General features: G+C 65.5%; 9 protein-coding genes, 2 tRNA genes and 2 pseudogenes. 7 read left to right on the forward strand and 6 right to left on the reverse strand.

Annotated elements, in window-relative coordinates:
* Positions 1-57 precede the first annotated feature (57 nt).
* Positions 58-579 (reverse strand): SSI family serine proteinase inhibitor, encoded by a 522-nt coding sequence (locus BJ965_RS19525; protein WP_184909832.1) that lies wholly within the window; start codon positions 577-579, stop codon positions 58-60.
* Between the two features lie 185 nt (positions 580-764).
* On the opposite strand from BJ965_RS19525, the gene BJ965_RS19530 reads away from it, so the two are divergent.
* The 3 genes from BJ965_RS19530 (at position 765) to BJ965_RS19540 (ending at position 2,267) form a co-directional block, all read left to right on the forward strand.
* Positions 765-855 (forward strand) — tRNA-Ser (locus tag BJ965_RS19530).
* 196 nt (positions 856-1,051) lie between these two features.
* A tRNA-Arg gene (locus BJ965_RS19535) sits at positions 1,052-1,124 on the forward strand.
* A 357-nt stretch (positions 1,125-1,481) separates the two neighbouring features.
* Positions 1,482-2,267 (forward strand): PASTA domain-containing protein, encoded by a 786-nt coding sequence (locus tag BJ965_RS19540; RefSeq protein ID WP_221513167.1) that lies wholly within the window; start codon positions 1,482-1,484, stop codon positions 2,265-2,267.
* 63 nt (positions 2,268-2,330) lie between these two features.
* Here BJ965_RS19540 and BJ965_RS19545 read toward each other — a convergent pair whose 3' ends face one another.
* The 3 genes and pseudogenes from BJ965_RS19545 to BJ965_RS19550 form a co-directional block, all read right to left on the reverse strand.
* Entirely contained in the window at positions 2,331-3,434 is a 1,104-nt protein-coding gene (locus BJ965_RS19545) for a site-specific integrase (RefSeq protein ID WP_313666960.1), read from the reverse strand.
* A pseudogene (locus BJ965_RS40610) lies at positions 3,413-3,505 on the reverse strand (hypothetical protein); the annotation flags it as partial. The gene BJ965_RS19545 and the pseudogene BJ965_RS40610, both read right to left, overlap by 22 nt.
* A 39-nt stretch (positions 3,506-3,544) precedes the next feature.
* Positions 3,545-5,332, reverse strand: coding sequence for a hypothetical protein (locus tag BJ965_RS19550; RefSeq protein WP_184909834.1), 1,788 nt, complete (start codon positions 5,330-5,332; stop codon positions 3,545-3,547).
* A gap of 123 nt (positions 5,333-5,455) precedes the next feature.
* Here BJ965_RS19550 and BJ965_RS19555 point away from each other — a divergent pair.
* Positions 5,456-5,645 (forward strand): annotated as a pseudogene (locus BJ965_RS19555) (helix-turn-helix domain-containing protein); the annotation flags it as partial.
* 751 nt (positions 5,646-6,396) lie between these two features.
* Here the strand turns inward: BJ965_RS19555 and BJ965_RS19560 are convergent.
* Together BJ965_RS19560 and BJ965_RS39435 are read right to left on the reverse strand one after the other, a co-directional pair.
* A complete protein-coding gene (locus BJ965_RS19560) occupies positions 6,397-7,281 on the reverse strand; it encodes a hypothetical protein (RefSeq protein WP_184909835.1) in 885 nt (294 codons plus the stop codon).
* Positions 7,282-7,997: 716 nt separating this feature from the next.
* Positions 7,998-8,180, reverse strand: a complete 183-nt coding sequence (locus BJ965_RS39435) for a hypothetical protein (protein ID WP_246545929.1) — start codon at positions 8,178-8,180, stop codon at positions 7,998-8,000.
* A gap of 442 nt (positions 8,181-8,622) precedes the next feature.
* Between BJ965_RS39435 and BJ965_RS39940 the strand changes: the two genes are divergently transcribed.
* The 3 genes from BJ965_RS39940 to BJ965_RS19580 all read left to right on the forward strand — a co-directional run bounded on the left by BJ965_RS39940 (position 8,623) and on the right by BJ965_RS19580 (position 12,005).
* Positions 8,623-9,870: a calcium-binding protein gene (locus BJ965_RS39940; RefSeq protein WP_184909836.1), complete on the forward strand. Its 1,248-nt coding sequence runs from the start codon at positions 8,623-8,625 to the stop codon at positions 9,868-9,870.
* Positions 9,871-10,314: 444 nt separating this feature from the next.
* The gene (locus tag BJ965_RS19575) at positions 10,315-11,544 is read left to right on the forward strand and encodes a hypothetical protein (RefSeq protein WP_184909837.1); all 1,230 of its coding nucleotides are present in this window, start codon (positions 10,315-10,317) and stop codon (positions 11,542-11,544) included.
* A gap of 194 nt (positions 11,545-11,738) precedes the next feature.
* Entirely contained in the window at positions 11,739-12,005 is a 267-nt protein-coding gene (locus tag BJ965_RS19580) for a hypothetical protein (RefSeq protein ID WP_184909838.1), read from the forward strand.
* Positions 12,006-12,008: the final 3 nt, after the last annotated feature.

Raw genomic sequence — 12,008 nt, forward strand, 5'->3', positions numbered from 1 at the left:
ATGCCCTGACGACGCCTCGATGCCCCGGCGGTCGGCTCAGGTACTCGCGGTGTCGGCTCAGCCCTTGGTGGCGGCCCGGTCGCCCCCCACTCCCGGCAGGAGCGGCACGAGCCGGTCCCAGCGGGAGATCTGGCAGCCGTCCCGGCGGTCGTAGGTGGCGTCGACGGGCCGTCCGGCCCAGGTGCCGGTGACGTGCGCGGTGGCCGGCCCGCCGTACTGCATGGTGCAGAAGCCGCCCTCCGGTGCGGGCGCGAAGACGTCCTGCCCCCACCGCGTGTCCTTCTCCAGTGCGGCACAGGCACCGCCCGGGTCGGGGTGGCTGCCGCCGTCGGGGTCGCAGTACAGCTCGAAGGTTCCATCGGCCCCGTCGCCGGCGTTCCGCACGGTGACGGTGAGGTGATCGCGGTCCGGGCCGTCGCCGGGCATGAAGGGGGACAACAGGTCGGACCCGCCGGCCTGGGCATACGCGGCCTGGGGTGCCGCGGTCAGCGACCCGGCGACGGCGACGGAGGTGGCGGCACCGACGAGGAGGCGCCGCAGGGCAGGGCGGGCGGTGGCCCGGGGAGTGGCACGCAACATGCCCTGCCTAACGCGGCGCGGCCCCGGATGTTGCGCGCGCACGCCCGAGCGGGGACCCGCAGGGGCCTGACAAGGCCTTTGCCCTGCGCCCCGCCCGCCTAGTACCGTGGGGGTCGATTGGTGACAGCACGCTCGACTGTGTCATCATCGGCACGCACCGCCCGCGCTCGCGCGGGAGTGATGCTGGAGGCGTCGCCTAGTCCGGTCTATGGCGCCGCACTGCTAATGCGGTTTGGGCCTTAAAGCCCATCGAGGGTTCAAATCCCTCCGCCTCCGCACTCGATCACGAAGCCCCGGTCACTCGACCGGGGCTTCGCTGTCGTTGCACCCCGAAGTGCGCCCGGAAGTGCCGTTTCCCCAGCTCACAAGGGGTGCGGCTAACGGATTTCACATGGCGGCGGCAGTCATGTAATGTTCTTCCTGTCGCCGCGAGCGAGCCGGAAGGCCCGAGAGCGGCGAAAAAACAGAACAAGCACTCGTAGCTTAACGGATAGAGCATCTGACTACGGATCAGAAGGTTGCAGGTTCGAATCCTGCCGAGTGCACAGCAGACCAGAGGCCCTGTGGAGTGATCCACAGGGCCTCTGGCTTTTGTCTTGACGGCAGTGTCTGACGGCAACCGTTGATCGCGCGGCGATGGGGCATACGTTCAGGCCGTCGCCTTTCGTCCGATCTGTTGCCGTCACCTCTCTCGCTCCGATAGAACCCGATACGCGCGGATCATCACCTGCCATCCGCTGCTGGTGGTGACGTGCTCACGCTCTCCTCTGTCGTGGATGTCAGCGGAGCGACAGCAGCCGCGCCCCGGGCGGGTCTACCGGGATCACTATGCGAGTCAGGGGGATATCACCACATTGGCGATGAATAGGGGTGAAAAGGGGTTGTTCAGTGGCATAGCCGTCTTGGCTGTGGTGCTGCTTCTACTCCTACTCCGATCTTGTGGCGATGACTGTGACGATGCGGCGTCGACGCCGAACGCGACGCTCACGATCACGGCCACTCCGAGCCCAGCTGGGAGCCAGGTCGGTAAGAGCGTCGAGAGTGCCTTGGAGCGAGTAAGGCAGACCGGGCTGAGCGTTGTAGTGCACGACGCCAGCGACCGGGACGAGAAGCCAGGCGGGGACTGGACGGTGTGCTTCGAGATGGCGACCTTGAGCAAGGTCGACTTCGCTGCCGTGCCAGACGGGGCACCATGCCCGAAGAAGGACGGTCAGCGCATCCCTTGGCCCAAGATGCCGAACGTGAAGGGCGCCACGTACGCCGACGCGGTGGAGAAGCTGGGTGATGCCGTCGGCGCGGTAACCATCGAGGCTGCTTACGAGGACGAGGCGGCCTACGACACGAACAACGAAGCTGGTGACTATGCGAACTGGAAAGTGTGCTTCCAGAGCGTCAAGGCTGGGACGCGGCTGGCGCAAGAACCAGATGTCATCCTTCACGCCGTAGAGAAGGACGATGCGTGTCCGTCGTCGAAGGGGCTTTACAAGAACCCCAAATACGATCCGGACTACCTCGATCGGGAATACGCCGAACCTGACGATGGAACGTCTGCTGACGACGGATCGTCTGCTGACGACGGCAGCAGTGGAGACAGTGGTAGCAGCGAGGAGGACTACTACCCGGGTGATAAGGGCGGATGCCCGCCTGGCGGTTGCTACAACCCGTGTCCGCCCGGGGGCTGCCGGTAGGACGCAAGGGCCCGCGCCAATTTGCCTTGGCGCGGGCCCGTAAAGCGGAGTGAGATCTCCGGCCTACTTCAGGGCATCCCCGACACGGTCGAACGCCAAGCGCTGAGAGTCGAGCCGTACGAAGGTGTAGATGTCCATGGTCACGCGGATGGAGCTGTGGCCGAGGACTTCCATGATCATGCGGGCATCGGCGCCCTGTTCGTGGAGCAGCGAGGCGCACGTGTGACGCAGGTCGTGAAAACGGACCCTGCGGACGCCGGCACGGACGCACAGCACCTCGAAGGAGCGGTTCAGGTTGCGCGGCTCTATGGGGGTCCCGTTCTTCGTGGTGAAGACGAGGCCGTGGGCCGTCCCCTTCCAGTTGGCACCCGCCGCCTTCCGGTCGGCGATCTGCTGGGCGCGCTGAGCGCGGAGCGCTGTCACGCACTCGGACGGCAGGGCCACGCGTCGGGCCGAGCGCTGAGTCTTCGGCGCGACGATCAGCAGCTCGCCGCCGACCCGCTGTAGGGCCTGCCGGACGGTGAGGACGCCTTCGTGGAGATCCACGTCCGACCAGCGCAGCCCCAGCAGCTCACCACGCCGCAGGCCGATGCGGACCGCCAGCTCGTATGCGGCCCAGAGCCGGTTGTCACGGGCAGCCGCCAGGAGCTGGCGCCCCTCCTTGGCCGTGAGCGGTTCGATCTCTCGCTTCGTTCCCATGCTCAGTTCCACGTTTCGGGCCACGTTTCGGGGCTCGTCCTCACGAACGGCGTGCTGGAGAGCAGCGCGCATGATCACCAGGAGAAAGCGCACCGTCCCGTCAGAGGGGAGCTTCTTGCAGCACTTGCCGAGGGCGCAGCAGCGCCGCTTGTGCTCCGGCCGCTTCCTGTCCTTGCCCTGGGCGCAGCAATGGCAGGTGACAGCCGTCTTTGCGAGGAAGGCGCGGATGTCGCGGGTAGTGAGTCTTGCCAGCTTCTTCCGGCCGAAGTCCGGGGTGACGTAGTTACGGACGAGGGACTCGTAGTTGACGTATGTCGTCCGGCGGACCTTGCCCTGGGCGACGTTCGTCAGCCAGTACGTCAGGTACTCGGCGATGGTCATCTTGTTGGTGGCGACCGGGAGGCCGCTGAGGGAGTCCGCCTTGAGCGCCCGCGTTTCAGGATGACCTGTGACTCGCACATCGGGCACAGGTAGGTTGCTGTGGGCAAGTCGCGTGAGGCCTCGATACGTGACCCGTCATCGTGAGCTGCGATCAGCATCTTTTCTCCGGGGAATGTGAAGCGACGTCTGACCAGCGGTTACTTGACCCTCGCTGCCGCAACCTCATAGGCGGCGCGCAGCATGTCCTGCTGCTCCGCGTCCAAGCTGCGTGGCCGTCGGCTGCTGTGCCCAATGCCGAAGAAGGCGAGAGGGCCGTAGAAGGGCCCGTCGAAGCACTCCATCAGCCTGAGCATCTGATCAGCGACTGGATTGGCGTTTTCCTCGGAGGCGGGCACCAGCTCGGCGATGTAGGCGTGGACGCGGGCCTGATCGGGGAGCACAACGCGGTCGACGTAGCCCGAGCCGGCGAGGCTGACCTTGTCTCGCATCTTGTCGGGCGGCTCGGTGTGGAACTCCAGACTTCCGTCAGGAGTGACCAGGCCGTAGGTGATGGGCGGGTCTGTGCTTTCCCGCGCGGCGCCAGAACGCAGCCTCTGTAGGAAGTCGGCCGCATCAAGGGCTTCATCGCTGCCGGAGGCTGGGGTGTCCTCCTGGTCGTAGTCGAGATCCTCGATGTCCTGGCTGACGACCTGCTGCCGCAGGGCACGGAACCGGCTCAGCGCACCCAGCTCGGCTTCCTGCTGCTGGAGCAGTCGTAGGGCCGTGGAGTGGATGGCGGGCCGCGGCACCCAGCTGGGCAGCTCGTATTCGTCGATGCGGCGGTCCCTGGCGTAGCCGATACGGCGTTCCAGGTTTGTGACGGACGCGGCGGACACGCTGCCCGGCTTCAGGCCTGGGGTTCGCTGCCCCCATGCGACGGAGCCAGCGGCGGAGCTCCATGCGACAGCGACGAGCTGTCCGAGCGTGAAGCCTTCCTCGCGGGCGTTTAGGAACGTCTCGTAGGCGTCGGGGAGCCGGTGCTCGGGGATGGGTTCCTCGTTGTACTTCCGGGTGAGGAGGCCCTCGAGGTAGTCGACGGCCATGCCAGCCTCGAGCTTGTAGATCTGCTCGTGCAGATCATCAGGCCGGTCCCACAGCATGTCGTGCAGGAGCGCGATCAGTTCACGACGCCCTGCCGGGTCGCTCAAGGGAGGGGCCAGCATCCAGGGAACCTGGGTGATGTACACGCCGCGGGCGGTGCCGTCCTCGTTGAAGGTGAAGTTGCTGGTGGTGGCTGGCGTGGTGGGGCAGATCCACCGGTCCTGGTGGAGGGTCCGGATGACCTCAATGTCCGTGTCGGCGGACGCGGTGAGCGTGTAGTTCAGGTTGCTCAGCGGGCCGATCGACTCCGCCTGCTTGCGCTGCATGATGTCCACCATGGCCAGCAGGGTGAGGGCGCCGACCAGGCCTGGGAGGCTGCTCGGGGCATCCCGGTCGGCCTGCTCTCGAAGCCAGACGCCAGCCGCTTCGACCTGCCGTGCAGTCCGTTCGCGCTCCTCCTCGGATGCGCGTTCGGCTTCCCTGGCTCGTTCTGCGGCTTCTGCGTCCCGGCACGTCTGGCACTTGACCGGCGACACGGTCTCCTCGTGAGGGAAGACGTCGGGGAACCACAGACGGGTCGCGGTCACGTCGGAGCGGCTGTACACGCTGCGCGGGCCAGCGCAGTCGGGGCAGATGACCGTGAGCAGGTCGGCGTGGCAGGAGGCTTTCACTGTGCGCAGGACTTGCGCGTTTGGGCCGATGTCGGAGACTTTGCGTGTCCAGGTGCCGGGCTCGGTGAACGCCCAGTAGTCCAGGCAGGTCTGCTTGTCCTGGCTGGAGACGTCCTCGTGGAAGACCACCTCGACGAGCGGCGCGGCCGCGCTCGGGATGAGATGGCGCTGCACGGTCCGTGTCTGCTGCTTGGTGGTCTTGTTCTGCTGGCGTCGCCGCTGACGCTTCCCCATGGCGTCCCCTCCCCGGTGAACTGCCAGAGTATCGGGGGCCGATGACAATCTAGGTGACACCAGCGGGCCCCAGATGTGGGCGTGGCGGGCCGAGGGGACGGGGCCCAGCTCTGCGCAGTGTCGACGAAGGACTTGCTCCCTCGTAGCGAGGACGCGACGCCGGAGATCACGTCGACTGCCATCATGGGCGCGAACGGCGGACTACTTCGGGCTGACCATCGAGGACCTGTGAGGCGGATCGCGCGCCCGCTAGCTCGTCACGGCCCGGGAGATCGCCATGTATCTGTGCCGTGAGCTGACGGACCTGTCGCTGCTGCCAGCACTTCTTTAGGCGAGCTGCCCAGATCCCGAAATTCTGATGGCAGCGTCCGCGATCGGCTACAACCTGTTTCGCGCGCGTGCGGCTCAAGCCCATTAGCTTGTTCCGGTTGCAAGTGCAGTCATCTTGTCCGCATATCGCAGCATCGAACTGACTGTCCCCGTCGCTAGCGAGATAAATGCATTAGCGGCGGGGAACGAATAGGCCTCAACGTAAACGAAGCCCCGAACGCCACCAGCTATGATCTCATGGGGTGCATATACGAAGAAGCTCTTCGAATCTCCTCGCGTATCGGAATTCTTGTACTGCTCGCGAAGCGCATTGAGTCTACGCTTCCCTTGTCGCGCAGCGTCTTCTGCATTTCTGTAAACTTCAATATGTGCACTCGGAGTAGGTGTGGGGCCGTACTCTTGCTCTCCAGGAACATACTGCAAATCGATTGCCACGGCGTCGATTCGAGGCGAGCTGTCCGCGATCTGAACGTCTTTGATTCCCTTCACCTCAAGCGGCCTGGGCAGAGGCTCCAAAAATGGGCCTTTGCGTATAAGATCGGCGAGATAGGAAATGTTTACTCGTGAGGTAGAGCTACTCTCGCTACGTGTCACATTCCCATTGTCGATATCCGTTCCGCAGATCGACCCAGTGCAATTACTGCTAGTGCAGCCACTCAGGAGTGCCGTTATTAGCGCCAGGGCTGTCACTGCACAACATGCAATCGACCTCGACCTCGACCGCCTGACGTAACTCATGTACCTACTCCCGGCGGTGAACTCTTACTGGAGGCCTTCTCCAGTCGAGACACAATCTCGTGTGGTGTGCCATGACCTGGGAGCAAGGGGAATTGATCCGGGTCAAAAACTGGTGAAGCCTTTCCGTAAAGGTTGATGGTTTTCCCCGCGCGGAAGCGACTCAGCTCCCGCCACGGACTGACCGTAGGATTCGGTATGGCAGGGTAATGGGTTACTGCCGGCACGCGTAAGTGCCCACCAGTGCCATTCCAGTTGATCATTGGTTCTTCCCCGCTTCCGGCCCACTTGCTATTGCAAGCGGGCCCGACACCCCAGACCTCTCCCACGCCGTCATCAACTCCACCGGGTGTAGAGAACTCGATTAATTCGCCCGGATTCGAAGCGGGAATGTTGTAGCTGGCCCGTTTGGGTGGATCCTTGGCCATCTCGGAAAAGCGAGTTGAGTTGAGTACTACGGTTTCACCTTGGCGGGGTAAGGCCAGTCGCGCCTTTGGATCGCAGGACTGAATTATCATAACGACAACAGTCCCAGCCTTGTTCGCTCCCACTTGAACGAAGAAACTGCCAACTCTGTAGATCCTCGCAGTGAGCTCTCGAACCTTTCCGCCCTCTCCTGCGTAGAAGAAGTCCTCACTGTCGCCCGCGTAGGTAGAGACTCTATTCTCTCTGCCAAGAGTCCTCTCGAAAAGATCGACATCGAGTCCCAGATCAAGCTCTTTTATTCGTTCTGCAGCGGACTTTAAGGGTGAGGCGGATCCTCGCGTGTCGACGCTGTTGTCTTTGTTGTGATCCCCGCAGATGGAATCATTGCAAGTATTGTCTGTGCAGCCAGTCACGCTGAACGCAAAAGCAAGCAGGAACAACGAAGTGAGACGGCGCATCGTGCTTCACCTGCTGGGTTCCGTAGCGCCTACGGTATTGCCGACATTCTTATCTCCGCAAACAGCCCCTTGGCAGTTGTTGTTACTCCCGCCCACGTTCGCCGATACAGTGAAGATGCCGACAATTGCCAAGGCTACGGCCCCCACGACCCACAGCGTATAGATCCAGATCTTCCGACGGTCCTCGCCACTCATCATGCTCATGAGTACCCCCAGTCATCGCCAACTCGTGACTCATGGTGACATAACCCACTGCGACTCGTAACCACCTTGGTTGCTCGAACCTTCTCAAGATCGAATATTGCGAGGCTTTATTCAGGTCAACGAGGCTCTGCGGGCAACGTCGACAGGGACCCGCGGCTCACCTACTTCCTCGCATGCACCATCTATTGCAAGCATCGGCGTGCACATGGGTCGCGCTTTTGTTCGCCGACCACTTGTCCTAGGCTGATTCGGACTCGGCGGGCTCCCAGGGCTGGGCTGGGATTTGACGGCAGCGCTGACGGCAACGACGGCACACAGACTCACATGATCGCTAACCTGAGCGATCGCGGTCATGGCCCGCTGGCTCCCCTTGCGGGGTGCTGCCCGATCCTACGGATCAGAAGGTTGCAGGTTCGAATCCTGCCGAGTGCACACAGGTCAAAGGCCCCCTGGGATTATCCCAGGGGGCCTTTGACATCAACAGCTGACATCAACGCGGTCAGAGGCGCCGATCACTTCTCGGTGTCCGCCTCCTGCTCGCTCCTGGATTCTCCGCCCGACTCGTCCAGCCCAAGGGCGTCGTCCATCCGGTCGGCGGCGGCCTTAAGCGTCGTGCTCATCACGTGCGCGTACGTGTCCAGGGTCATGGTGATGGTGCTGTGCCCGAGCGTTTCCATGATCGTGCGAGCGTCCACGCCCTGGCGCGAGTAGCAGTGAGGCGCATGTGTGCCGGAGGTCGTGCACCCGCACCCGCCGCACGCCGGCATCCCGGCACAGGATGGTGAGCATCCTGTTCAGGCTGCGGGGGTCTGTGATCCGACCATACGTCGTGGTGAAGATCAGACCGTCCGGCTGTCCGGGCGCGGGCTGCCACTTCTTCCCCGCGACTTGCGTTCCTGCTCCTGCTGGGTTCGCCCGCCTACGGATCACCGGAGCGAGTTCGGGGTCGGGGAGCGTCTGGTCGGCGGATTGCGGGCGGTATGACGGTGTGTCTGTACGACCACGCAGGGCGGGTGTGGCTTGATCGTCGGGCGGTCCCGGCAGGGGCCTGAACATCAACCGATGTCCGTGGCGTGTGCTGAGTGCCGCGCTCTTTGCCGAGGAGTCCCCATCGTGAGACGGACCCTGCAACATGCCATGCTCCAGAGACGTGGCGCCGGAGTCGCGGGTGAGCGGAGGCGCCCGGCCCGGCGTGCTGCCGTGCTGCTCGCCACGGTGGCACTGCCGGCGGCCCTGGTCGTGCCCACGGCCACGCCCGCTGCTGCGGCGCCGGTGACGGTCACCTTCAACGTGGGCGCCAACCAGCCCTTCACCGTCCCGTCCGGCGTCACCCAACTGACGGTCACCGCCACAGGCGCCGCAGGCCAGAACGTGCCTAATGGTGGCGCAGGCGGGAGCGGGGCCACCGTCACCGGCACCCTGACCGCTACCCCGGGCAGCACCCTGTTCGTGAACGTCAACACCGGCGGCGGACCAGGCACCGGAAACTTCTCGGGCGGCGTCGGCGGCGGTTCCAGCGACGTCCGCACCTGCAGCTCGGCCGGCCCAGGCTGCACCCTGACCGGCAGCCCCGGCACCGACCCGCGTCTCATCGTCGCCGGAGGCGGAGGAGGCGGCGGCTACGGTTCCGCCATCGGCGACTTCCAGGTCCCCGAGGCCACCGGCGGGGACGCCGGCGACATCGGAGGCGACGGCGGCGACAGACCGCAGAGCGGCGTCGGCGGTGGCGGAGGAACCCAGACCACCGGCGGCACCGGCGGAGCCGCATGCTCGCCGAACCCAACCACCGCCGGCACCGACGGTACGGCCGGTGCCGCCGGCACCGGCGGCACCGGCTTCGGGGGAGGCGGCGGCGGAGGCGGCTGGTTCGGAGGCGGCGGAGGAGGCGGCTGCGGCCAAATCAACAGCGATGGCACGGCAGGTCCTGGTGGTGGCGGTGGCGGGTCGAACCGCGTCCCCACGGGTGGTACCTCCGCTCCCGCAGCGGGGCCGGCTCATGTGACCGTCACCTACGAGCCGGCGCCCCCCACCTGCGCGACCGCCACGGCCACCATCACCGGTACCAACGGCAACAACATCCTGATCGGCACTCCTGGCAATGACGTGATCTTCGCTCTCGGCGGCAACGATGTGGTCGACGGCCGCGGTGGCAACGACATCATCTGCGGCGGCGACGGCAACGACGTACTGTCCGGCGGTGACGGCAACGACCGCATCGAAGGTGGCAACGGCGCCGACAACCTGAACGGCAACAACGGCAACGACGCCCTCTTCGGCGGTCCCGGCAGCGACGCGCTCTTCGGCGGCCCCGGCACCAACACCAACGATGGCGGCCCCGGCATCAACGCCTGCTTCAACCCCGCCACCGGCCCCGGCTGCTTCTAACCCACCCCACACGCCCCCGACCCGGCATGTTGAGCGACATCAGTAGCTGACATCAACACAGGCGTACAACCGCGCACCGTGGCACCCCCGTGATCGGCGCACGAGCCAACGGATCCCAGCAGGCGAGCGGTTCGTGGCGGTGCTGCACGCGCCTACGGATCAGAAGGTTGCAGGTTCGAATCCTGCCGAGTGCACATAAGTCAAAGGCCCCCGGGATGAATCCCGGGGGCCTTTGGTGTCTCGTGGGTCCTCACCCTGCCCTGCCATGGCCCGGTCCGGGCGTCGGTGTGGCCTGTCCAGCCTCGACCGTCAACTACACCCCGACTCGCGCCGGTTCGCATTACGATCACGTGGCCGCTGCTGGGCAGGACATCGTGAGGGGACGCGGACGTGAGGGGAACAGAGGGTCACGGAGGGCGTCGGTGGGGCGGGGGCCCGACCGCGTTGGCTGTCGCCGCGGTGGTGCTTCCGCTCGTCGCGGGGTGTGGCGGGGGCCATGACGGCTCCGACGCCAAGGGCGCCAAGGCGACTGCCGGACAGCAGGGTGGGACCAAGGACGCGGGCCAGGGGAGCGGGGCCTTTCCGGGCAGCGGTGTGATCGTCACCGCCTCGTGCTCGGTGCCCGCGAGTAATCCGGCCAGCGTGACGGTGACGGGCTGGGATCCGACGACGTGGAAACGGACCGTCTCCCGGACCTTCACCGTCCCGGCCGAGGCCGTGGTCGCAGAGGCCGACGATGTCGCCTCCCCGCTCGTGGAGCTGTGCGCCGACAACTTCCCCGGTGTCGGCACGTCCGAGGACGGGCCGCGCACTGTCGCCGTCACCCGGCTGCGGCAACTCTTCGACAAGGACTTCTCCCGGATGGCCGTCGTCCTCTTCGATCGAGAGACCGAGGCGACGGGGGTGGGCTACGTCGATGCCAGCGGCAAGCTGACCAAGCTGTCCGGTGAACAGGGCGAGGGCTTCGGCGACACGCCCAAAGAGGAGAACGCCGTCTTCGCCCAGGACGGCAGTGCTGTCTGGTTCACCGAGACCGACTCCTCGGATCATGTGCGGATCGCCAGCCGCTCTGTCACGGGAGATCACGCGGTGACCGAACAGGCGGGCGGTGATGGCAGTTACATGGACGGTGCCGGCCTTGCGCTCGCGGGCGACCCGGCGCGCGGGGTCTTCGGCAAGGAAGTCCGGATCAGTCCCAACGGGCGTAGGGCGACGGCCTTCATCACCTGGCAGGGCTACAACGTCGTCGACGTGCCACAGCGCGGTGCGCTGCTCAAGGCCGGCCGTGTGAAGGCAGATCGCATGCCCTTCGACGCCGACTGCCACCCCAACGGCTGGGTCGACGACAAGACCGTGCTGTGCGGCCCCCGGCTCGGCAAGGCCGAGGATCCGAAGCGGAAGAACTCCTTCTGGACGCTGGACGCTTCTCGGCTCGACGGCACGGCGGATGCCCCGAAGGGCACCCTGGGTGATCCGATCATCCCGGCGACGGATCGGAAGAACACGGTGCGGGCCATTTCGCCGGACGGCAAGCAGATGATCTTCGCCTCGCTCCAGGGCACGCGGCTCGAGTACTTCGTCTCCGCCATCACTCCCGGCGCAACCCCGAAGAAGATCACAGCAGGGGGCGCGGACAGGGCGCTGAGCGTGGGTGACGTCCTGGAGTGGCGGTAAGGAAGCCGCGACGCTTACGACGTTCGCCGGATTTGGCCGCTCGACGGTTTGCGGTGACCGCAGCGGCGCCGGCTGCCATGGCGGCGACGGTGGCCATGGCAGTGATGGTCGCCATGGCAGCGACGGTTGCCGTGGCGGGACGCGTGGGGGCAGGGGACGCTGGAGTCAGGGGCAACGTGATGGAGAGGTGCTCCATGGCTCAGCCCAGCCCGGACCACAAGGCGCGCCAGCCGTTCTTCGCCCGGCCCGGCGTCCGCCGTTTCGCACCGTTCGTTCTGATCACCGCGGTCGCTCTGGTCTTCATCTTCGAGAACCGCTCGGATGTCGAGATCCGCCTTCTCGTGCCGATCGTGACCATGCCGCTGTGGGGAGCGCTCCTGATCGCCTGGGCGCTCGGCCTGCTCGCCTGCGTCTTCACCGTGCGCCGACGGGCGAAGCGGCACTCCCGTCAGCCCAAGTAGCGA

Source organism: Streptomyces luteogriseus, from assembly GCF_014205055.1.
GTDB classification, from domain to species: Bacteria; Actinomycetota; Actinomycetes; order Streptomycetales; family Streptomycetaceae; genus Streptomyces; species Streptomyces luteogriseus.